Here is a 22,895-nt window from a genome sequence, read left to right on the forward strand (position 1 = left end):
CTTTCGTTAACTGATTACAACGCACGATATTTATCTCTTAGTCTTTGACGAACCCATTCCGCCAAGGCGTTCACCGCAAAGGTGAAGACAAACAAAATTAATGCCGATAGGAACAACAATCGGTAGTGCGAACTGCCTACTTCCGACTCTGGCAATTCAACCGCAATGGTCGCCGACAAGCTACGCAAGCCCTCTAGTACGTTCCAATCCATTAATGGCGTATTACCCGTCGCCATTAATACAATCATGGTTTCGCCCACAGCGCGACCAAGTCCCATCATGATTGCCGAGAAGATCCCCGGACTGGCTGTCAGCAGAACCACATAAATCAGGGTTTGCCATGGCGTCGCGCCAAGTGCTAATGAACCATCCGATAAGTGCTTAGGTACAGAGAAAATCGCATCTTCGGCAATGGTGAAAATCGTTGGAATAACCGCAAAGCCCATCGCCAAGCCAACCACCAGCGCGTTGCGTTGGTCAAAGCCAATGCCATGGTCAGTCAGGAACAAACGCATGTCCCCGCCAAAGAAGGCTTGTTCAAGCATTGGTGATACCCACACACCCAAACCGATCAACAGCAGAAGCAAAGGCATTAACACCAAAGCATGCCACCCGTTTGGCAGGCGGTTACGTATCGGTTGTGGGATCAGCGCCCATAGACCGCCCATCACCATGGTGCTCAGAGGCAGAACAAACAACATCACCACAACGGTAATCAAATGGTCTTCCACAATCGGGGCGAACCAAAGTCCGGCAAGGAAACCGATGATAACGGTAGGCAAAGCTTCCATTAACTCGATTGATGGCTTCACCACGCGACGCATACGTGGTGACATAAAGTAAGCGGTATAAATTGCGCCCAGTACAGCCAGTGGTACCGAGAACAGCATTGCGAACATCGCCGCCTTGATGGTACCAAACGCAATTGGCACTAAGCTGAATTTCGCCTCGAAGTCATCACTGGCTGAGGTGGATTGCCACACAAATTCAGGCTCTGGGTAACCTTCATACCAAACCTTTTGCCATAAGGAAGACAGAGAGACTTCTGGGTACGGGTTATCAACAAACGCAACATTTAATTCGTCGTTTTGCCATGTGATCAGGTAGCGCTCGTTATTCGACATCCCTGCCATCACTGGCGCTTGTTTGTAGGCACGCTTAAACAGTACCAATTTCTCACTGGTGGTGTAGTGGCTTTGCAACGTACCGTTGGTGTAAAAACTATAGAAACCTTTACGGTGTGAATCGGGAAGTAAATACTTCAGCTCAGACGCCAACTTAAAGTCACGAATGTGAGTCAAAGTTCGCTGGTCGCCCTGCAACGTATCAAACCATTGCGATACACGCCCATCGTTATGCGTAACAAGCAGGGAATACGCCCCAGCCAACAAATCCATCGTTCTCACTGAGTGCTTTTTATCACCCTGAGTCAAATCGATCACTTCACGCACTGAAAACTTGTTGTCACCTTTCACCAAGACAATCAGCTCTGATCCATTTCTCAAGTAAAGGTTATTGCCATCTGGCGTCAGCAACATTTGGTCTGGCGCATCAAAACCTGAAGAGAAGGTGTAATCATGGGTAACAGGTGATGCATCTAACAGTTGAGGAACCTGCCAACGCGCTTTTATTACGCCGCTTTGTGTTTGCCAAACAAGGGTTGGAGCTTGCGTGGAAGTACTAAAAACAAACTTCTTAACTGGATCGGATGCATCTGTCAGTTGCATGTCCATTGAAGTTCGAAACGGCACGACTTCTGGTGGGCGAGTGTTTTCGCGCAGCGTTGCGTTAAATTCTGGCTTGAAGATGTGCGCTTTGCCTTGGTCATCAACCAAACCATACCACCCTAACCCTGGCGCAGACTGAGAAAATGCCACTGGGTTGTTGGCTATCTGCTGAGTGTACAGCGCAGGCTTGCTGGAATCATCGAGAGGAAGAAAACGCACTTCACCGGATTGTGTTAACACCAGACCGATTTGAGAGTAATCATCAACGGAAATTGCGAGTGGCTTCCCGCTTTGGGTAGCACGAGCGGCATAATTGGTTTCGATCTCTGCATCAGAAAACAGAGGAATGATCACCATCGCAAGGTAAACAAAGATCAACACAAGAGCAGCAAGAACGCCTACACCACCGGATGTCACTGCAAATCGAACCAAACGATCTTTGATCAATCGTTTTTTATCTTTTTCCTGCAATGAAAACTCGGCTTGTGCCATTGATCTCTCTACCCTTTTTGACTTAGTACTAGAATATGTCGTTAAGATGACAATTATATTACAGATCACATTAAACAACTGAAAAGAATACAACTCTTATACAGACCGTGTTATGAAATAAATCTGTAACGTAAACCTCATAATGTTCAGGCTCATCTTTTTTATCCCACAGATGAGTGCGGATTTACTTCATTTTAGGCTAGGTAAGGTTATGAGCGCAGAAAAACTCTATATAGAAAAAGAACTTAGTTGGTTGTCTTTTAACGAGAGAGTATTACAAGAAGCCGCTGATAAAACCGTCCCTCTAATCGAACGTATTCGCTTTCTGGGGATCTTTTCCAATAACTTAGATGAGTTCTACAAGGTTCGCTTTGCAGACGTAAAACGTCGGATCTTGATCAGCCAAGAACGAGGTGGAAGCGATAACTCTAAGCACTTGTTAACTAAGATGCAAACCAAAGCATTGAAGCTTAACGAACAATTTGACGAACTGTACGGTGACTTGATCCGAGAAATGGCGCGACGCCGCATTTTCTTGGTTAACGAAAACCAGTTAGATGACACCCAAAAACGCTGGATCACCAAGTACTTTCGCAAAGAAGTCATGCCACACATCACTCCGCTATTGATTAAAGATGACATCGATGTGTTGCAGTTTCTTAAAGACGAATACGCCTACATTACCGTTGATCTGCGCAAAGACGATCATTCCCAATACGCTTTACTCGAAATCCCAACTGACCACCTACCCCGCTTCGTTATGGTTCCGGAGCAAAAAGGCAAACGTCGCAAGACCATCATTCTGCTCGACAACATCATCCGTTACTGTCTGGATGAGCTGTTTAAAGGCTTCTTCGATTATGACGAGCTAAATGGCTACGCGATGAAGATGACCCGCGATGCCGAATACGATTTACGCCTAGAGATCGAATACAGCTTGCTTGAACAGATGTCTGAAGGGGTGAACCAACGCTTAACTGCCATGCCAGTGCGTTTTGTTTACGAGCGTGAAATGCCGCAAGAGATGCTCGATTTCTTGTGCAGCAAACTGCAAATATCCAACTACGACAGTTTGATTCCAGGTGGTCGTTACCACAACTTTAAGGACTTCATTGGCTTCCCAAATGTCGGTCGTGAGTACCTAGAAAACAAACCCATGCCACCGATGAAGTGTGCCGACTTCGAAGGCTACGCCAACAGTTTCGATGCGATCAAAGCCAAAGACATTTTGCTCTACTACCCTTATCACACCTTTGATCACATATCTGAACTGGTTCGCCAAGCTTCCTTCGATCCTAAAGTATTGGCAATTAAGATTAATATCTACCGCGTTGCCAAAGATTCGCGCTTGATGAACTCACTGATCGATGCAGTCCACAATGGCAAAAGCGTAACTGTGGTGGTGGAACTGCAAGCCCGATTCGATGAAGAAGCCAATATCGAGTGGTCAAAGGTTCTCACCGATGCAGGCGTGCACGTTATCTTTGGTGCACCAGGTCTGAAAATTCACTCAAAATTGCTCCTGATTAGCCGCCGCGAAGAAGGCGAAATAGTACGTTATGCGCATATCGGTACAGGCAACTTCCACGAGAAAACCGCACGCATCTACACCGACTTCGCGTTGCTAACTGCAGATCAAGAAATTACCAATGAGGTTCGTAACGTCTTTGGCTATATCGAGAACCCATACCGTCCAGTCAGGTTTAATCACCTCATCGTTTCACCACGCAATTCGCGTAAACAACTCTACCGTCTGATTGATGGGGAGATTGCCAACGCAAAAGCCGGCAAGAAAGCAGCACTGACGATCAAAGTGAATAACTTGGTCGACAAAGGCATCGTCAATAAACTTTATGGTGCGAGCAATGCCGGGGTGAAAATCAATATGATTATCCGCGGTATGTGTTCACTCGTACCGGGTATTGAAGGCGTGAGCGAGAACATTCGCATCATCAGTATTGTTGACCGATTCCTTGAACACCCTCGCGTCGTCATCACTCACAATGATGGTGACCCACAAGTTTACATCTCATCGGCGGACTGGATGACGCGAAATATCGATCATCGTATAGAAGTTGCCGCTCCGGTTCGTGATCCACGTTTGAAACAGCGAATTATTGATATAACTAACATTCACTTTACCGATACAGTAAAGGCTCGTCTGATAGATAAAGAGATGAGCAACAGCTACGTACCGCGAGGTAATCGTAAAAAAGTTCGCTCACAAGTTGCCATCTACGACTATCTTAAAAATATAGAGAAGCAAACAAGAAAACAAAAAGCAGATGCCTCAAATACTTGAACAAGATGTACGCCATATTGCAGCCATTGACCTTGGGTCGAACAGCTTCCATATGGTGGTGGCGAAAGTTGTTGGAAGTGACCTGCAATTAGTCAGCCGCCATAAACAGCGAGTGCGCTTAGCTGCCGGACTCGATTCAGAGCTCAATCTTAGCCATGCTGCAATGGAGCGAGGTCTTGAGTGCCTCGCGATGTTCGCCGAACGCTTGCAAGGCTTTGAAGCTTCAAACGTAAGAATTGCAGCCACCCACACTTTAAGGCGCGCCAACAACGCCCACCTCTTTATCAAACGCGCCAAAGAGGTGCTGCCTTTCCCAATTGAAATAATCCCGGGTGAAGAGGAAGCTCGCCTCATCTATCTCGGCGTCGCGCATACGCAAGCGGAGTCTAACTCCAAACTGGTCGTCGATATCGGTGGCGGCAGCACCGAGATGATCATTGGTCAAGAGTTTGAGCCAGAGCTTCTCAACAGTAAGCAAATGGGCTGTGTGAGTTTTACCGAGCAGTTCTTCAATAATGGCAAACTGTCGCGCAAGAACTTCAGCAAAGCGATTCTCGCAGCAGAGCAGCGCATGGAGTCCATTGCTGCAAAGTATCGTAAGAAAGGTTGGGATATTGCCCTCGGATCTTCTGGTACGATTAAAGCGATTCGCGAAGTCTTGATTGGTTTAGGTCATGAAGACGGGCTGATCACCAATAAGCGTTTGGGTAAGCTCATCGATACATTGTGCGAATTTGAGTCCATTGATGATATTGATCTTGTTGGTCTGACCGACGAGCGTAAGCCAGTCTTTGCCGCTGGTGTGGCCATTTTGTCTGCCATCTTCCAATCACTAAAAATCAACCAGATGTTCTTCTCGGATGGCGCATTACGTGAAGGTCTGCTTTACGAGATGGAAGAACGCTTCGCTCGTTCTGATATTCGTATGCGAACCACAGAAAACCTAGCAAAACAACATCGTGTTGATATCGAACACGCTGCACGCGTAAAAGGTCATGCAAGAGAGATGCTGTGCAATGTTCGTTCTGAACTTGGTATCAAGAAGAAAAGTGAGTTGTTTGATTTACTAGAATGGGCTGCTTTGCTGCATGAAGTCGGCTTGAGCATCAGTCTGCGCGGTTTCCATCGTCACTCATTCTACATTCTGCTGCACTCCAACTTACCCGGCTTTAACCGCGAACAGCAATTGGTATTGGCGACTTTAGCTCGCTTCCAACGTAAATCCCTCAAGCTGAATGAGTTCCCAGAGTTCAATCTCTACAAAGAGAGTGACATCATCAACTTAATTAAGATTCTGCGTCTAGCCATTGTGGTCAACGGTCAACGCAATGATGACCCGCTACCAGAGCTGACATTATCGATAGAAGAAGATAAGTGGGTACTTACCTGCGTAGAAGAAGATTGGTTGGAGAATAACAAACTGCTCGATGCCGATTTGCAGGAAGAGCAGCAACGCTGGGAAAGCGCAGGATGGACATTGAGCTTCTAACTATGAACTCAATGAGATAAAGAAAAAGGTCGGCTTATAAACCGACCTTTTTTAATTCCTCGGCAGCGAAATCAGCAGTAATCGGAACATAACCGTCTTTCGCAACCAGCGCTTGCCCTTGGGCAGAGAACATAAAGCGAATGAACTCAGCTTCAATTGGGCTTAGCGGATAATCCGGATGTTTATTCACGTATACATAGAGGTAACGCGATAGTGGGTACTTACCTGAGATGATATTTTCACGCACAGGGCTAACGTAGTCTGTGCCTGTTTTCGCAATTGGGACTAAGCGAACACCCGCCACGCGATAACCCACACCTGAGTAGCCTACACCACTGATCGTTGAGGCCACAGACTGTACCACTGAGGCAGATCCCGGTTGCTCGTTCACACGAGTTTTAAAATCGCCGCCACACAAGGCATTACTTTTAAAATAACCGTACGTACCCGATACCGAGTTACGCCCAAACAGCTGCAAGTTACGTTTCGCCCACTCGGCTTTGATGCCTAACTCACGCCAGTTGGTGATGAACTCACTTTCGCCGCAGCGTAAAGTCGCTGAGAACATCGCATCCAACTGATGGAAATTGAGCCCTTTGATTGGGTTATCTTGATGCACAAAGATGCCAATCGCATCAATCGCAACACGAAGCGCCGTTGGCTTGTAACCATGCACCCGCTCAAACGCTTCGATCTCACGCATACGCATTGAGCGACTCATTGGACCGAATTGCGCAGTTTGTTCTGTTAACGCCGGAGGCGCAGTCGATGAGCCAGACGCTTGTACCTGAGCATTAATGTTCGGATAGATAGATTTAAACTCTTCCACCCAAAGCGTAGTCATGCCTGCTAACGTATCCGAGCCGACAGACAATAAATTGCCGGCTATGCCAGTCGTCTTTTGATAATTCGGCAGCGGTTTATCTTGTGCAACAGCCACGCTGGAAAGCACTAACGTAGCTAGAGCAATTTGCTTGATTGCTTTGGATACGACACTCATCACTTCACCACCAAACGACTTGGTAGGATGAAGGAGAACTTACTGCCGACGCCAACTTCACTGTAAATTTCGAGATGAGAGTCATGGTGGCTCAACGCGTGCTTAACGATGGCTAAGCCTAGACCACTGCCACCAGTATCACGTGAACGGGCTTTATCGACGCGATAGAAACGCTCGGTCAATCGGTGTAAGTGTTGTGGTTCAATACCGTCACCGCTGTCTTCAACCTCTAGACAAGCACCTTGTGCAGTTTGATACCAACGAACGTTGATGTGTGCACCAGGTGGTGTGTATTTTACCGCGTTGTACACCAAGTTAGAGATCGCACTACGTAGTTGGTCATCATCTCCGAGCACGCGCAGACTAGAATCCACGTCGAACTTCAACTGATGCTGATCATCACCACTTAGGCTTACCGCTTCCTTCTCTAGCACTTCTAACATGCTAGGGACATTGACCACATCTTCCAACTCATGCATTGGTGCCGCTTCAATCTTAGACAGCGTCAGAAGTTGATTCACCAAACTGTTCATGCGGTTGAGCTGCTCTGTCATCACCCCATGTGCCTTCGTCCACATCGGGCCAACAATCATGTCTGGATCTTCCGTCATCTCAAGATAGCCTTGCAGTACCGTCATCGGTGTACGAAGCTCATGAGATACGTTAGCGAAGAAGTTACGACGCATACCTTCAAGCTGTTTAAGTTGGCTCACATCACGCACCACCATCAGGTGTTCGCCTTCAGTATATGGCACGATACGCAGTTCCAACATTCGCTCGACATTCAATGGTGAGCGCATTTCTAACGGCTCTGAGAAGTCTTGCTTGTTGATGTACTTAATAAAATCTGGAGTACGAATAAGGTTAGAAATAGGCTGCCCAGAATCTTCCGGCCAGTGGAAACCCAAAAGGTGTTGTGCGAGCTTGTTACACCATACGATGTTACCTTCAGCACGAAACACCACCACCGCATCCGGCAGCGACTCAGCACCATTACGGAAACGGCGAATCAAATTGGTAAGCTCTTTACGCTTACGACGCTGACGTTGTTGCAATCGGTATAAGCCGTTGAATAACGATTCCCAGTTACCACTACCTGACGGTGGCGTAAGACGCTTTTCATCCCACAACCAAGCCGACAAGCGCACCTGATTATGCAAATGCCATACAAGCTGCAAAGCCGTGGCCGCTAAAAGCAACCACGGCATATAACCGAATATCCAACCTATGATCACCCAAGGGGTGTAAAAAAAAGCCAGCTCCCAGGCCAGCTTTTTCCAAGTTAATCTTTCAACCACTCATTACTCCAGAAATGGTATTGATAAGCTGCTAGCGATGTTATGCCTTCGTCGAAAAACGGTATCCTGCGCCACGAACGGTTTGGATGAGTTTGTCGTGACCTGCCGCCTCAAGCGCTTTACGCAGACGACGAATATGTACGTCAACGGTACGGTCTTCTACATACACGTTGGTGCCCCAAACGTTGTTTAGCAGTTGTTCACGACTGTAAACACGCTCTTGGTGCGTCATAAAGAAGTGCAGCATTTTGAACTCTGTTGGTCCCATATCAACCGCTTCATCATTTGCGGTTACGCGGTGAGAAACAGGGTCCAACTTCAGACCTTGTACATCAATCACATCTTCAAGCGCAGTCGGTGTTACGCGGCGAATAACGGCCTTAAGGCGAGCAACCAACTCTTTTGGTGAGAAAGGTTTGGTGATGTAGTCATCCGCGCCAACTTCTAAGCCGCGCACTTTGTCTTCTTCTTCACCACGAGCTGTCAGCATCACAACGGGAATGTTGCGAGTTAACTCTTCGCGCTTCATGTGTTTGATGAAGTTAATACCACTGCCACCTGGTAGCATCCAGTCTAGTAGCACTAAATCCGGGAAGGGTTCAGCCAGTTTGGTTACCGCAGAGTCGTAATCTTCTGCTTCTACTGCTTGATAACCTTTCTGTTCAAGCACGAAGCATAGCATTTCACGAATCGGAGCTTCGTCTTCAACAACCAGAATCCTTCTAGACATAATTGAATAACCTTATGTTAGTTGAGCTAATGAATTTAAAGGACAAAGCGCCCCTCTATGCATAAGCATTATTACTACCAATTATGACACTTTTGTGACCTTTGAAAACAAATTTTCATATAACTTTCTTTTGAGATTCATCATGATCTTTTTCAATTCAATTAGGACAACGCCGGGAAAATTCCCTATGATTAGTCCCTTGTCATCAAGCCTAGAGAAGATTTATGTGGTTTAAAAACTGTCTGGTATACCGCGTTAACCGCGAGGTTAACTTCAACGCCGATCAACTGGAAACTCAACTAGCCGAGTTCCGATTCACCCCTTGTGGCAGCCAAGATAAACAAAAGTTTGGCTGGGTTAGCGCGATGGGTAGAAATGGCGACATGATGACGCACGTTTCTGAAAACCGCATTCTGATTTGCGCTAAAAAAGAAGAGAAGATGCTGCCTGCTTCAGTGATCAAAGATTCACTAAACGCAAAAGTAGAAGCAATGGAAGCACAAGAAGGTCGTCCTCTTAAGAAAAAAGAGAAAGACAACCTGAAAGATGACATCGTAATGGATCTACTGCCACGTGCATTCAGTCGCAGCAGCCACACTTACGTACTTATCATGCCAAAAGAAGGCTTCATCCTTGTTGATGCAAGCAGCTACAAGAAAGCAGAAGACGTGTTAGCACTATTGCGTAAAACAATGGGTAGCCTACCTGTTGTACCAGCAATCCCTGAAGTTGCGATCGAAACGACTCTGACTGAATGGGTGAAAACCGGTGAAACGCCACAAGGCATCACAATGATGGACGAAGCTGAGCTTAAGTCTGTGCTAGAAGAAGGCGGCGTGATTCGTTGTAAGAAGCAAGAGCTTACAACCGATGAAATCCGCAACCACATCGCTGCAGACAAAGTGGTGACTAAGCTAGCACTGAACTGGCAAGATCGTATCGAATTCATCATGGCAGAAGATTCTGGCATCAAACGTCTGAAGTTCTCTGATGAACTAAAAGACCAAAACGATGACATCCCACGCGAAGATCAAGCCGCTCGCTTTGACGCAGACTTCTCTCTAATGTGTGGCGAACTCAGCGCTTTCCTACCAAATCTATACGAAGCATTGGGCGGTCTGCCAAACCCTAACGCTTAATTTCGTACAAAGAATAATCATAACGCCCTCACTTTTTTTGAGGGCGTTTGTTTATCCAAACCATAATTCTCCTAGTCACAGGTCACATTTTGACGTAAAATTTGCGCCCCATTTCCATGAGGTGGAATTGGCCTGACTTGTGATCAGATACTAAGAGAATTGAGCAATGACAACAGAGAAAGCATTCGTACCAGAACTACTGTCTCCAGCAGGTAGCCTTAAAAACATGCGTTACGCATTCGCCTACGGCGCAGATGCAGTATACGCTGGCCAACCTCGCTACAGCCTTCGCGTACGTAACAACGAGTTCAACCACGAAAACCTACAAATCGGTATCAACGAAGCTCATGCCCTAGGCAAAAAGCTTTACGTGGTATGTAACATCCAACCGCACAACTCTAAGCTTAAAACTTTCATCCGTGACCTTAAGCCAGTGGTAGAAATGGGCCCAGACGCACTTATCATGTCTGATCCAGGTCTTATCATGATGGTTCGCGAAGCTTTCCCAGAAATGCCAATTCACCTGTCTGTACAGGCGAACGCAGTAAACTGGGCAACAGTGAAGTTCTGGGCTGCTAACGGTGTTGAGCGTGTGATCGTTTCTCGTGAGCTTTCTCTAGAAGAAATCGAAGAAATTCGCGAGCACTGTCCTGAAACTGAACTAGAAGTTTTCGTTCACGGTGCTCTATGCATGGCTTACTCTGGTCGCTGCCTACTGTCTGGTTACATCAACAAGCGTGACCCTAACCAAGGTACATGTACTAACGCATGTCGTTGGGAATACAAAGTAGAAGAAGGCAAAGAAAACGACGCTGGCCAAATTGTTGAAGCATTCGATCCAAACGAAGCTCAAGCAATCGAAGTCGCTGACGAACGCCCTGAAACCACTATCGGTCGCGGCAAACCAACTGACGAAGTGGTATTACTTTCTGAAAGTCACCGTCCAGAAGAAAAAATGGCGGCTTTCGAAGACGAGCACGGCACTTACATCATGAACTCGAAAGACCTGCGTGCAATCCAACACGTAGAACGTCTAACTAAGATGGGGGTTCACTCTCTTAAAATTGAAGGCCGTACTAAGTCTTTCTACTACTGTGCTCGTACAGCTCAGGTTTACCGTAAGGCGATTGATGACGCAGTTGCTGGTCGTCCATTTGATGAAAGCCTAATGGGTACGCTAGAAAGCCTAGCTCACCGTGGTTACACAGAAGGTTTCCTACGTCGTCACACTCACGACAGCTACCAAAACTACGATTACGGCTACTCTGTATCTGATGCTCAGCAGTTCGTTGGTGAATTCACTGGCAAACGTCGTGGTGACATGGCTGAAGTTGAAGTGAAGAACAAGTTCATCGTTGGTGACAGCCTTGAACTAATGACGCCAAAAGGCAACGTAATCTTCACGCTAGAAGCAATGGAAAACCGTAAGTCAGAATCAATTGAAGACGCAAAAGGTAACGGTCACTTCGTATTTATCCCAGTTCCAGAAGATATGGATCTAGAATACGGTCTGTTAATGCGTAACTTAAATGCAGGTCAGGACACCCGTAACCCAACTGGTAAGTAATCATGGCACTACTTATTACCGATAAGTGCATCAACTGCGACATGTGTGACCCAGAATGCCCTAACGGTGCAATTACTATGGGTGACAGTATTTTCGAGATTGACCCTGCTCTATGTACAGAGTGTAAAGGTCACTACGAAAAACCAACATGTCAGTCGGTGTGCCCAATAACGAAGTGCATTATTACCGACCCAAATCATGTCGAAACTGAAGAGCAATTGCTAGAGAAGTTTGTGATTATTCAAGGGTTAGCGTAATCGAAAGAGGTTCAACTTTGCCGACAAAGTTGAACCTTTTTTTAACCCGATTTTTCGATAGGATAGATATTACAAAACAGCTCTTTCTCGAAGTGATACTCTAGCCTCTCACGCCAATTTTCAGCTTGCGAGACAGGGATCAGATAGAAGTTCTCCCTACTTGTATCAGTAACGAAAGCCATTCCATATTGCATTAGTTCGTAATGCACGTCATTAACAAAGCCTGGGTCAAGGCGTTGGCGCCCAGTCAGGTGATTAACATCCTCTCGAGTCAAAAAGACTCCTTTAGTATCACTGCTAAATCTGTGTCTTAACCACTCTGCAAACTCTTTTGCACAAATCATAGTCATGGTTTTATCCTTGATTAACTCTCGATGGGGAAAAGCCTCCTTACCCATCTCAATACACTTGTCTGCGTTGTCGTTTGTCCTTCACCAACCAACAGACATATTGTTAAGAAATCAGAGAATCGCGACGAAAAGATCTTTCTTAATATTGAATTGCTACCACACTTAAAAACCATGCAACTCTTTGTTTATATGAGATTTCTATAATATGTCACAAAAACCCAAAAGGTCAGTTTTTGTACTGGTATTATTCACTGTAGACAAAAGTATGATCTTTCTCCAGTTTCATAATAGAGATCCAGAGAAAGCATCTTTGATATTTCCTTGGTAGGACTCGCCACTTATTTCTGCGCAATAAGCGGCTGGCATTGTGCTGGCAGTATCTTTTTCTTCTTCGGTTTAGGCGTTACCTTCGTTTTTTTTGTCACAGGAGGAGGCGTTGCTTTCGGCTTCCAACTTGCTAACTCTGCTCCACAGCCATCTCCTGCAGGTGGCGGCGCTTGGTTAACACAATTAGAGCTCGACTCAGGGCAAGTTAATCTTACGTGGAAGTGGTAATGATGCCCCCACCAAGGGCGAACCTTACGTAACCAGTTTCGGTCTTTCTCACCTTCTTGCTTACATAATTGCTCTTTAATCACTGGGTGAACAAAAATACGAGCAACATCCTGACTCTTCGCTGCACTTCGAATCAGTTCAAAGTGCCTATCTTCCCAACGGTGCTCTAGAATCTTATATTTTTTAAGATCGACGACACTCATGGGTTTTGGAAGTTGAAGCTCATTATAAGAAAGCGGTTCATCAGCCAAGCGCAGCCAAATATCAATATCTAAGCCTGTTTGATGACTAGAGTGGCCCGAAGAAAAACGTCCACCGCGAGCTAAGGATAAGTCCCCAATAAGTAACGTTGTGTTGAGATCTTGATTGGCTTTTTTCGCTAACTCTTCAACAAAGCTTATCGTGTGAGGGTGCCCATAGTAACGCTTCGTTTTACTGCGTAAAACCTGATAACCAATACCATCAAGCGGGAGAGGAGAAGCACCATCTAAACAGCCATTCGCATAACTGCCGATAGAGGAGGATGTGTTACTTGTGGGACCAGAGACCTGCTCCCACGGAGTAGCATAAAGAGAAGCTGAGAATAGAAAACTTAAACAAAAAGAAAGACTCAGCTTCATCACGCTCATTCCTTAATAGTGGTCACCATTATCATAGTAGCCTTTAGGAGAGAGTGCAGAGAAAATTACCGCAACATCGATATCTTCACCGACAATACCACGAACTTGCTCAGTAATCGCTTTAGCCACTTTATTCTGTGTCTCTTGCCCACGGTCAAACCACAACACCTCAACAAAAGGATAAGCAGCACTTACTTCACCTTCGCTAAAAAATGTACTGTAGATGTATTCGAAAGTGAAATCTTCACGAGGGCAATCCATCAATGGTTGCAGTTCATCGGTAAGAGGTTTTGATAGCGCTTGAACCGTTTGAGGTTCAACAGCTCTAAATCGAAGATGTGGCATAGACTTGCTTCCTAATTATTAGAATTCAGCGCCGATAATAACAGGAACTCGCTCTCTTATCACGCTGAGAGCTTGCAGGCATGCATAAGCCTAAATACCTTAAGGCACACAACTGTTGCTAGGTTACTTGAGAAGAGATGACTCATAGGCCTACGGAGCAGCCTGCACTTCAAATACTTTAAATACCTTCTCTCAGAGAGAAGTTTGAAAAGGCCGCAGAAACGAAAAAGCCCCAGCATTGCTGCCGGGACGCGTAGTCTGAGTTTAATATATGACAGGGGTGGACCTGACGATCCAGAGGTTCGACTGAGCTGGCACCCCAGATCCCAACACGCGCTGTTTTGAGTATCAGGGGATCCGTTGCTTTGGTCTTGAGATACAAATACGAAAAAGGCTCTAGTCTTTCGACTAGAGCCTTGAATATGGCAGGGGTGGAGAGATTCGAACTCCCAACACGCGGATTTGGAATCCGCTGCTCTGCCAATTGGAGCTACACCCCTGTTGTTCGTGTTTAATGAGACGACTCTCGAATAAGTGGCGGAGCGGACGGGACTCGAACCCGCGACCCCCGGCGTGACAGGCCGGTATTCTAACCAACTGAACTACCGCTCCGCACTGGTTAGACATTTAAGTCTAAATTTAAAGCCTGGCGATGTCCTACTCTCACATGGGGAAGCCCCACACTACCATCGGCGCTAATTTGTTTCACTTCTGAGTTCGGAATGGAAGTCAGGTGGGTCCAAATCGCTATGGCCGCCAAGCAAATTCTTTAATTCGGAAAGCTGTTTTAAGTTCTATTTATACACATTCAATGTTCTTACATTGAGTCCATCAAAACCCCTTGGGTGTTGTATGGTTAAGCCTCACGGGCAATTAGTACAGGTTAGCTCAACGCCTCACAACGCTTACACACCCTGCCTATCAACGTTCTAGTCTCGAACAACCCTTTAGGATACTTAAAGTATCAGGGAAGACTCATCTCAGGGCTCGCTTCCCGCTTAGATGCTTTCAGCGGTTATCGATTCCGAACTTAGCTACCGGGCAATGCGTCTGGCGACACAACCCGAACACCAGAGGTTCGTCCACTCCGGTCCTCTCGTACTAGGAGCAGCCCCCTTCAATCTTCCAACGCCCACGGCAGATAGGGACCGAACTGTCTCACGACGTTCTAAACCCAGCTCGCGTACCACTTTAAATGGCGAACAGCCATACCCTTGGGACCGACTTCAGCCCCAGGATGTGATGAGCCGACATCGAGGTGCCAAACACCGCCGTCGATATGAACTCTTGGGCGGTATCAGCCTGTTATCCCCGGAGTACCTTTTATCCGTTGAGCGATGGCCCTTCCATACAGAACCACCGGATCACTATGACCTGCTTTCGCACCTGCTCGAATTGTCATTCTCGCAGTCAAGCGGGCTTATGCCATTGCACTAACCTCACGATGTCCAACCGTGATTAGCCCACCTTCGTGCTCCTCCGTTACTCTTTGGGAGGAGACCGCCCCAGTCAAACTACCCACCAGGCACTGTCCGCAACCCCGATTAGGGGTCAACGTTAGAACATCAACACTACAAGGGTGGTATTTCAAGGACGGCTCCACAAATACTGGCGTACTTGCTTCAAAGCCTCCCACCTATCCTACACATGTAGGGTCAATGTTCAGTGCCAAGCTGTAGTAAAGGTTCACGGGGTCTTTCCGTCTAGCCGCGGGTACACTGCATCTTCACAGCGATTTCAATTTCACTGAGTCTCGGGTGGAGACAGCGTGGCCATCATTACGCCATTCGTGCAGGTCGGAACTTACCCGACAAGGAATTTCGCTACCTTAGGACCGTTATAGTTACGGCCGCCGTTTACCGGGGCTTCGATCAAGAGCTTCGACCGAAGTCTAACCCCATCAATTAACCTTCCGGCACCGGGCAGGCGTCACACCGTATACGTCATCTTACGATTTTGCACAGTGCTGTGTTTTTAATAAACAGTTGCAGCCACCTGGTATCTGCGACTCTCGTCAGCTCCATCCGCGAGGGACTTCACCATCAAGAGCGTACCTTCTCCCGAAGTTACGGTACCATTTTGCCTAGTTCCTTCACCCGAGTTCTCTCAAGCGCCTTGGTATTCTCTACCCGACCACCTGTGTCGGTTTGGGGTACGATTCCTTACAATCTGAAGCTTAGAGGCTTTTCCTGGAAGCATGGCATCAATGACTTCACTACCGTAGTAGCTCGACGTCGTGTCTCAGCCTTAAGAGAAACCGGATTTACCTAATTTCTCAGCCTACGCACTTGAACCTGGACAACCGTCGCCAGGCCCACCTAGCCTTCTCCGTCCCCCATCGCAATTGTAAGAAGTACGGGAATATTAACCCGTTTCCCATCGACTACGCCTTTCGGCCTCGCCTTAGGGTCGACTTACCCTGCCCCGATTAACGTTGGACAGGAACCCTTGGTCTTCCGGCGAGGAGGTTTTTCACCCCCTTTATCGTTACTCATGTCAGCATTCGCACTTCTGATACGTCCAGCATGCGTTACCACACACCTTCAACCGCTTACAGAACGCTCCCTACCCAATGCACTAAAGTGCATTGCCGCAGCTTCGGTTTACTACTTAGCCCCGTTACATCTTCCGCGCAGGCCGACTCGACCAGTGAGCTATTACGCTTTCTTTAAATGATGGCTGCTTCTAAGCCAACATCCTGGCTGTCTGAGCCTTCCCACATCGTTTCCCACTTAGTAGTAATTTGGGACCTTAGCTGGCGGTCTGGGTTGTTTCCCTCTCCACGACGGACGTTAGCACCCGCCGTGTGTCTCCCGGATAGTACTTACTGGTATTCGGAGTTTGCAAAGGGTTGGTAAGTCGGGATGACCCCCTAGCCTTAACAGTGCTCTACCCCCAGTAGTATTCGTCCGAGGCGCTACCTAAATAGCTTTCGGGGAGAACCAGCTATCTCCAGGTTTGATTGGCCTTTCACCCCTAGCCACAAGTCATCCGCTAATTTTTCAACATTAGTCGGTTCGGTCCTCCAATTGATGTTACTCAATCTTCAACCTGCCCATGGCTAGATCACCTGGTTTCGGGTCTATATCCAGCGACTGAGTCGCGCAGTTAACACTCGCTTTCGCTACGGCTCCCCTAGATGGTTAACCTTGCCACTGAATATAAGTCGCTGACCCATTATACAAAAGGTACGCAGTCACACCACGAAGGTGCTCCTACTGCTTGTACGTACACGGTTTCAGGTTCTATTTCACTCCCCTCACAGGGGTTCTTTTCGCCTTTCCCTCACGGTACTGGTTCACTATCGGTCAGTCAGTAGTATTTAGCCTTGGAGGATGGTCCCCCCATATTCAGACAGGATATCACGTGTCCCGCCCTACTCGATTTCACTTTATATGCGTTGCCGGTTACGGGGCTATCACCCTGTATCGCACAACTTTCCAGAAGTTTCACCTGACGCATAAAAAGCTTAAGGGCTAGTCCAATTTCGCTCGCCGCTACTTTCGGAATCTCGGTTGATTTCTTTTCCTCGGGGTACTTAGATGTTTCAGTTCCCCCGGTTCGCCTCGCTGCGCTATGTATTCACGCAGCGATACTTACTTATGTAAGTGGGTTTCCCCATTCGGAAATCCCAGACTCAAATGGTTTTTACTACCTAATCTGGGCTTATCGCAAGTTAATACGTCCTTCATCGCCTCTGACTGCCAAGGCATCCACCGTGTACGCTTAGTCACTTAACCATACAACCCGAAGGAGTTTCGAGTTGATGTTCAAATCACCAAAGTTGTCTCTCATTATTTGAATGAGCGAGAGACATTTCGATTTTGCCGGACTCAATTTCGAATAATCACTTAAAAGTGATATTCCCAAGAACACTTGAATGTGTTTTTTGGTGTTTATCTTTCGATAAACATTGAGAACTTTACAATCAACAATAAATTGTTGATTTGTCAGCTTTCCAAATTGTTAAAGAGCTAATCACTTCTTATGAAGTAACCATTTTTAAAAACTCTCAAGAGAGAATGTTTAAAGATGGTATCCCGTAGGGGAGTCGAACCCCTGTTACCGCCGTGAAAGGGCGGTGTCCTAGGCCTCTAGACGAACGGGACACTGTAGGTTGTTTTGCTAAAAGCAGAAACAATGTAGCTAGTGGTGGAGCTAATCGGGATCGAACCGATGACCTCTTCGCTGCCAGCGAAGCGCTCTCCCAGCTGAGCTATAGCCCCACATAAATCGCTTCAGCATTTTATGCAGAACCAATCTTTGCTCTGAAATCTAAACCGTATCAATCTGTGTGGACACTCATCGTGAATAATCATCGTTTAAGGAGGTGATCCAGCGCCAGGTTCCCCTAGCGCTACCTTGTTACGACTTCACCCCAGTCATGAACCACAAAGTGGTAAGCGTCCTCCCGAAGGTTAAACTACCTACTTCTTTTGCAGCCCACTCCCATGGTGTGACGGGCGGTGTGTACAAGGCCCGGGAACGTATTCACCGTGGCATTCTGATCCACGATTACTAGCGATTCCGACTTCATGGAGTCGAGTTGCAGACTCCAATCCGGACTACGACGCACTTTTTGGGATTCGCTCACTATCGCTAGCTTGCTGCCCTCTGTATGCGCCATTGTAGCACGTGTGTAGCCCTACTCGTAAGGGCCATGATGACTTGACGTCGTCCCCACCTTCCTCCGGTTTATCACCGGCAGTCTCCCTGGAGTTCCCGACATTATTCGCTGGCAAACAAGGATAAGGGTTGCGCTCGTTGCGGGACTTAACCCAACATTTCACAACACGAGCTGACGACAGCCATGCAGCACCTGTCTCAGAGTTCCCGAAGGCACCAATCCATCTCTGGAAAGTTCTCTGGATGTCAAGAGTAGGTAAGGTTCTTCGCGTTGCATCGAATTAAACCACATGCTCCACCGCTTGTGCGGGCCCCCGTCAATTCATTTGAGTTTTAATCTTGCGACCGTACTCCCCAGGCGGTCTACTTAACGCGTTAGCTCCGAAAGCCACGGCTCAAGGCCACAACCTCCAAGTAGACATCGTTTACGGCGTGGACTACCAGGGTATCTAATCCTGTTTGCTCCCCACGCTTTCGCATCTGAGTGTCAGTATCTGTCCAGGGGGCCGCCTTCGCCACCGGTATTCCTTCAGATCTCTACGCATTTCACCGCTACACCTGAAATTCTACCCCCCTCTACAGTACTCTAGTCTGCCAGTTTCAAATGCTATTCCGAGGTTGAGCCCCGGGCTTTCACATCTGACTTAACAAACCACCTGCATGCGCTTTACGCCCAGTAATTCCGATTAACGCTCGCACCCTCCGTATTACCGCGGCTGCTGGCACGGAGTTAGCCGGTGCTTCTTCTGTCGCTAACGTCAAGTAATGCAGCTATTAACTACACCACCTTCCTCACGACTGAAAGTGCTTTACAACCCGAAGGCCTTCTTCACACACGCGGCATGGCTGCATCAGGCTTGCGCCCATTGTGCAATATTCCCCACTGCTGCCTCCCGTAGGAGTCTGGACCGTGTCTCAGTTCCAGTGTGGCTGATCATCCTCTCAGACCAGCTAGGGATCGTCGCCTTGGTGAGCCATTACCTCACCAACTAGCTAATCCCACCTAGGCATATCCTGACGCGAGAGGCCCGAAGGTCCCCCTCTTTGGCCCGTAGGCATTATGCGGTATTAGCCATCGTTTCCAATGGTTATCCCCCACATCAGGGCAATTTCCTAGGCATTACTCACCCGTCCGCCGCTCGACGCCGTTATCGTTCCCCGAAGGTTCAGATAACTCGTTTCCGCTCGACTTGCATGTGTTAGGCCTGCCGCCAGCGTTCAATCTGAGCCATGATCAAACTCTTCAATTTAAGATTTTGTTCGGCTCAATGAATACTGAACATTCCTTTCGCTAATAAATAGCAGAAGTAATGTTTGAATTGACTGTGCTGAATCTTTCGATTCAATGGTCACTTCGTTTCATTGAAACCTAATTTGATACCGAAGTATCTAATTGGATTATCATCAACGAGTGCCCACACAGATTGATAGGTTCTTATTTTTAAAGAGCACACTCTGAAGTTCTCTTCAAAGTGGACGGCCATTTTAGCGAGATAACTTATCGTGTCAAACACTTTTTTAAGTTATTTCTCTGTGAGTTACTTTCTAACTCACTGACCTTGTTATCTCGGCTTCGCTTTGTTTGCTTTCCCGTGACAACGGAGGCGCATTATAGGGAGTTCGTTTAGGAACACAACCCTATTTTTCAAAAAAACTTATCTTTTTGGTTCGTTCGTATAGAAAACAATCAAAACCCGATAAAAGTGCATCAAAAAGGGGGCTATCGCCCCCTAAACCTTGAACTTCGTCCCACTTTTCACTGCATTAGTGAAATTACTGGTGAGCGATAATTTGGTCATTGTTCACAATCAGCTGTACTTTCTTATCTGGCAATATTTGGCCGGCTAAGATTGATTTCGCTAATGGGTTTTCGACATTTTGTTGAATGGCACGTTTTAAAGGACGCGCACCATAGACAGGATCGAAACCAACTTGAGCAATTAAATCGAGTGCTTTCTCGGACACCTCTAACTGATAACCTTTTTCTTCTAGGCGTTTCGCTAGACGCGCTAGCTGAATAGAAGCAATCGACTTAATGTGCTCTTGGCCAAGAGGATGGAAGACCACGCTTTCATCAACACGGTTTAAAAACTCTGGGCGGAAGTGTTTACTGACCACATCCATCACTTCATTCTTAATACCTTGGTAATCTAAAGTAGCAAAGTTCTCTTGGATGCGAGCTGAACCTAAGTTCGATGTCATGATCACTACAGTATTACGGAAATCAACCGTTCTGCCCTGACCATCAGTTAGTCGACCATCATCCAATACTTGCAGCAGAATATTGAACACATCTGGATGTGCCTTCTCTACTTCATCTAATAGGATGACAGAATAAGGTTTACGGCGAACTGCTTCTGTTAGATAACCGCCCTCTTCATAACCAACGTAACCCGGAGGCGCACCAACTAGTCTTGCCACAGAATGCTTCTCCATGAACTCTGACATATCAATGCGTACCATTGCGTCTTCGCTATCGAACATAAAGCTCGCGAGCGTCTTACACAATTCCGTTTTACCCACTCCTGTTGGACCTAAGAATAAGAAGGAACCAATCGGTTTGTTTGGATCGGACAATCCTGCTCGGCTTCGACGGATCGCATTTGATACCACTTCAACCGCCTCCGCCTGACCAATCACGCGTTTGTGCAATACCTCTTCCATGCGGAGCAGTTTTTCTTTTTCTGCTTCGAGCATTTTAGAAACGGGGATACCCGTTTGCTTAGAGAGTACCTCTGCGATCTCATTGTCCGTCACCTTGTTACGCAGCAGCGTCATCTCTTGCATTTCAGCTTGAGTAGCAAGATCGAGCTGTTTTTCAAGCTCAGGAATACGGCCATATTGCAGCTCCGACATGCGGTTTAGATCACCGGCTCGGCGTGCAAAATCCATATCCATTCGGGCTTGCTCTAACTCACTTTTAATATGTTGAGTGCCAGATAGTGCGGCTTTTTCTGCATTCCACACTTCTTCTAGCTCTGCATATTCACGTTCTTTCTCGTTCAACTCGTCGTTAAGCACGTCCAAGCGTTTTTCACTTGCTTCATCATGCTCGTTACTCAGTGCTTGCTGTTCGATCTTAAGCTGAATGATTTTACGTTCGAGTTTATCGAGCGATTCTGGTTTAGAGTCGATCTGTAGACGAATACTAGAAGCGGCTTCATCAATAAGGTCGATCGCTTTATCAGGCAACTGACGGTCCGAAACATAACGATGCGACAAACTTGCCGCTGCCACAATCGCTGGATCGGTAATCTCTACGTGGTGGTGAAGTTCATAACGCTCTTTCAAACCACGAAGAATGGCAATCGTGTCTTCAACCGTTGGTTCATCCACCAGCACTTTTTGGAAACGACGCTCAAGTGCCGCATCTTTCTCTATATATTGGCGGTATTCATCCAATGTAGTTGCACCCACACAGTGGAGCTCACCACGAGCCAATGCTGGTTTTAGCATGTTACCAGCATCCATTGAGCCTTCGCCCTTACCCGCGCCAACCATGGTATGAAGCTCATCAATAAACAGAATAACGTTGCCTTCTTCTTTGGCTAGCTCATTCAATACCGACTTCAAACGCTCTTCAAATTCACCACGGTATTTTGCACCTGCAACAAGTGCGCCCATATCTAACGAAAGTACGCGGCGGCCACGTAGCCCCTCTGGTACTTCATTATTAATGATGCGTTGAGCCAAACCTTCAACGATAGCGGTTTTACCCACACCGGGTTCACCAATGATCACAGGGTTGTTTTTAGTACGGCGCTGCAATACTTGGATGGTGCGGCGGATTTCATCATCACGGCCGATAACCGGATCCAACTTACCCTGCTCTGCCCGTTCGGTAAGGTCTATAGTGAACTTTTCCAATGCTTGGCGTAGTTCTTCCGCGTTCGGGTCATTAACCTTTTGACCACCTCTGATCTTTTCGATCGCTTGGCTGACTTTTTGCTCGGTTAAGCCCATCTCTTTTAATAGCTGACCAAGTGGGCCACGGTCTTCTAATGCCGCAAGCAAAAAGACTTCGGAAGAGATGTAGGAGTCCTGACGCTTTTGAGCCACTTTGTCGCACAAATTGAAAAGTGTACCCATGGAGCTAGACAGCTGAACATCACCGCCGATGCCACTGACTTTAGGCAGTCGGTCTAACATTTCGCTCAATTTAGAGCGTAGATGAGTTACGTCGACATCTAACATGGTTAGTAGTGGACGGATTGGGCTACCGTTCTGATCAAGCAATGCCACCATTAGGTGCACTGGTTCGATATATTGATGATCGCGCCCTAACGCTAGTGACTGAGCATCAGAGATAGCGATTTGAAACTTACTTGTGAATCTATCAAGACGCATATCTTTCTTCCTAACCTCAACTTAAGGAATTTCTTTTGACAGTTAGAAAGA

The 22,895-nt window shown here is 47.0% G+C and carries 13 protein-coding genes, 4 tRNA genes and 3 rRNA genes; 5 read left to right on the forward strand and 15 right to left on the reverse strand.

Annotated features, from left to right (window positions below):
• Positions 1 to 14: 14 nt before the first annotated feature.
• Positions 15 to 2,219: an ABC transporter permease subunit gene (locus A9237_RS05510; protein ID WP_017188513.1), complete on the reverse strand. Its 2,205-nt coding sequence runs from the start codon at positions 2,217 to 2,219 to the stop codon at positions 15 to 17.
• Between the two features lie 211 nt (positions 2,220 to 2,430).
• Between A9237_RS05510 and ppk1 the strand changes: the two genes are divergently transcribed.
• Positions 2,431 to 4,521 (forward strand): polyphosphate kinase 1, encoded by a 2,091-nt coding sequence (ppk1, locus tag A9237_RS05515; RefSeq protein WP_039841922.1) that lies wholly within the window; start codon positions 2,431 to 2,433, stop codon positions 4,519 to 4,521.
• A complete protein-coding gene (gene ppx / locus A9237_RS05520; RefSeq protein WP_078607819.1) occupies positions 4,505 to 6,010 on the forward strand; it encodes an exopolyphosphatase in 1,506 nt (501 codons plus the stop codon). Before ppk1 ends, ppx begins: the two co-directional genes overlap by 17 nt.
• A gap of 34 nt (positions 6,011 to 6,044) precedes the next feature.
• Here the strand turns inward: ppx and A9237_RS05525 are convergent, their stop codons facing one another.
• The 3 genes from A9237_RS05525 to phoB are packed head-to-tail and all read right to left on the reverse strand — an operon-like array spanning position 6,045 to position 9,038.
• Entirely contained in the window at positions 6,045 to 7,010 is a 966-nt protein-coding gene (locus tag A9237_RS05525; protein ID WP_051118845.1) for a PstS family phosphate ABC transporter substrate-binding protein, read from the reverse strand.
• Positions 7,010 to 8,308 carry a phosphate regulon sensor histidine kinase PhoR gene (gene phoR / locus A9237_RS05530; protein ID WP_005445279.1) on the reverse strand — a complete coding sequence of 433 codons (1,299 nt, stop codon included), beginning with the start codon at positions 8,306 to 8,308 and terminating at the stop codon, positions 7,010 to 7,012. The genes A9237_RS05525 and phoR overlap by 1 nt, the downstream gene beginning before the upstream one ends.
• Positions 8,309 to 8,348: 40 nt before the next feature.
• Positions 8,349 to 9,038 (reverse strand): phosphate regulon transcriptional regulator PhoB, encoded by a 690-nt coding sequence (phoB, locus tag A9237_RS05535; RefSeq protein ID WP_005424836.1) that lies wholly within the window; start codon positions 9,036 to 9,038, stop codon positions 8,349 to 8,351.
• A 224-nt stretch (positions 9,039 to 9,262) separates the two neighbouring features.
• Here phoB and rdgC point away from each other — a divergent pair, with 224 nt between their 5' ends.
• From rdgC to A9237_RS05550, 3 genes are all read left to right on the forward strand, one after another.
• The gene (gene rdgC / locus A9237_RS05540; protein WP_078607820.1) at positions 9,263 to 10,177 is read left to right on the forward strand and encodes a recombination-associated protein RdgC; all 915 of its coding nucleotides are present in this window, start codon (positions 9,263 to 9,265) and stop codon (positions 10,175 to 10,177) included.
• Positions 10,178 to 10,343: 166 nt separating this feature from the next.
• Entirely contained in the window at positions 10,344 to 11,744 is a 1,401-nt protein-coding gene (gene trhP, locus A9237_RS05545; RefSeq protein WP_005440369.1) for a prephenate-dependent tRNA uridine(34) hydroxylase TrhP, read from the forward strand.
• Positions 11,745 to 11,746: 2 nt separating this feature from the next.
• Positions 11,747 to 12,001 (forward strand): YfhL family 4Fe-4S dicluster ferredoxin, encoded by a 255-nt coding sequence (locus A9237_RS05550; RefSeq protein ID WP_005445273.1) that lies wholly within the window; start codon positions 11,747 to 11,749, stop codon positions 11,999 to 12,001.
• A gap of 41 nt (positions 12,002 to 12,042) precedes the next feature.
• Here A9237_RS05550 and A9237_RS05555 read toward each other — a convergent pair whose 3' ends face one another.
• The 11 genes from A9237_RS05555 to clpB all read right to left on the reverse strand — a co-directional run bounded on the left by A9237_RS05555 (position 12,043) and on the right by clpB (position 22,844).
• Complete coding sequence (locus A9237_RS05555; protein WP_009705551.1) at positions 12,043 to 12,351, reverse strand: hypothetical protein; 309 nt, start codon at positions 12,349 to 12,351, stop codon at positions 12,043 to 12,045.
• Positions 12,352 to 12,689: 338 nt separating this feature from the next.
• Positions 12,690 to 13,526 (reverse strand): penicillin-insensitive murein endopeptidase, encoded by an 837-nt coding sequence (mepA, locus tag A9237_RS05560; RefSeq protein WP_078607821.1) that lies wholly within the window; start codon positions 13,524 to 13,526, stop codon positions 12,690 to 12,692.
• Positions 13,527 to 13,538: 12 nt separating this feature from the next.
• On the reverse strand, positions 13,539 to 13,871 hold the full coding sequence (locus tag A9237_RS05565; RefSeq protein WP_009705549.1) for a DUF1904 domain-containing protein: 333 nt from the start codon (positions 13,869 to 13,871) through the stop codon (positions 13,539 to 13,541).
• A gap of 423 nt (positions 13,872 to 14,294) precedes the next feature.
• Positions 14,295 to 14,371: transfer RNA gene (locus A9237_RS05570), tRNA-Trp, on the reverse strand.
• Between the two features lie 35 nt (positions 14,372 to 14,406).
• Positions 14,407 to 14,483: transfer RNA gene (locus tag A9237_RS05575), tRNA-Asp, on the reverse strand.
• A gap of 32 nt (positions 14,484 to 14,515) precedes the next feature.
• Positions 14,516 to 14,632 (reverse strand): 5S ribosomal RNA (gene rrf / locus A9237_RS05580).
• 91 nt (positions 14,633 to 14,723) lie between these two features.
• Positions 14,724 to 17,611 (reverse strand): 23S ribosomal RNA (locus A9237_RS05585).
• A gap of 293 nt (positions 17,612 to 17,904) precedes the next feature.
• Positions 17,905 to 17,980 (reverse strand) — tRNA-Glu (locus A9237_RS05590).
• A gap of 41 nt (positions 17,981 to 18,021) precedes the next feature.
• Positions 18,022 to 18,097: transfer RNA gene (locus A9237_RS05595), tRNA-Ala, on the reverse strand.
• A gap of 97 nt (positions 18,098 to 18,194) precedes the next feature.
• A 16S ribosomal RNA gene (locus A9237_RS05600) occupies positions 18,195 to 19,747 on the reverse strand.
• The 16S, 23S and 5S rRNA genes sit together here with 4 tRNA genes alongside, the layout of an rRNA operon.
• Before the next feature lie 523 nt (positions 19,748 to 20,270).
• The gene (gene clpB / locus A9237_RS05605; protein ID WP_041057786.1) at positions 20,271 to 22,844 is read right to left on the reverse strand and encodes an ATP-dependent chaperone ClpB; all 2,574 of its coding nucleotides are present in this window, start codon (positions 22,842 to 22,844) and stop codon (positions 20,271 to 20,273) included.
• Between the last annotated feature and the right edge of the window lie 51 nt (positions 22,845 to 22,895).

The organism is Vibrio owensii (assembly GCF_002021755.1).
Lineage (GTDB): Bacteria > Pseudomonadota > Gammaproteobacteria > Enterobacterales > Vibrionaceae > Vibrio > Vibrio owensii.

What these genes read in the sequence shown, in the direction of transcription:
- A9237_RS05555 (WP_009705551.1), bottom strand. Translation starts at nt 12,351, where the DNA reads ATGACTATGATTTGTGCAAAAGAGTTTGCAGAGTGGTTAAGACACAGA.
- ppx (WP_078607819.1), top strand. Translation starts at nt 4,505, where the DNA reads ATGCCTCAAATACTTGAACAAGATGTACGCCATATTGCAGCCATTGAC.
- clpB (WP_041057786.1), bottom strand. Translation starts at nt 22,844, where the DNA reads ATGCGTCTTGATAGATTCACAAGTAAGTTTCAAATCGCTATCTCTGAT.
- trhP (WP_005440369.1), top strand. Translation starts at nt 10,344, where the DNA reads ATGACAACAGAGAAAGCATTCGTACCAGAACTACTGTCTCCAGCAGGT.
- rdgC (WP_078607820.1), top strand. Translation starts at nt 9,263, where the DNA reads ATGTGGTTTAAAAACTGTCTGGTATACCGCGTTAACCGCGAGGTTAAC.
- ppk1 (WP_039841922.1), top strand. Translation starts at nt 2,431, where the DNA reads ATGAGCGCAGAAAAACTCTATATAGAAAAAGAACTTAGTTGGTTGTCT.
- phoB (WP_005424836.1), bottom strand. Translation starts at nt 9,038, where the DNA reads ATGTCTAGAAGGATTCTGGTTGTTGAAGACGAAGCTCCGATTCGTGAA.
- A9237_RS05510 (WP_017188513.1), bottom strand. Translation starts at nt 2,219, where the DNA reads ATGGCACAAGCCGAGTTTTCATTGCAGGAAAAAGATAAAAAACGATTG.
- A9237_RS05550 (WP_005445273.1), top strand. Translation starts at nt 11,747, where the DNA reads ATGGCACTACTTATTACCGATAAGTGCATCAACTGCGACATGTGTGAC.
- A9237_RS05565 (WP_009705549.1), bottom strand. Translation starts at nt 13,871, where the DNA reads ATGCCACATCTTCGATTTAGAGCTGTTGAACCTCAAACGGTTCAAGCG.
- mepA (WP_078607821.1), bottom strand. Translation starts at nt 13,526, where the DNA reads ATGAAGCTGAGTCTTTCTTTTTGTTTAAGTTTTCTATTCTCAGCTTCT.
- A9237_RS05525 (WP_051118845.1), bottom strand. Translation starts at nt 7,010, where the DNA reads ATGAGTGTCGTATCCAAAGCAATCAAGCAAATTGCTCTAGCTACGTTA.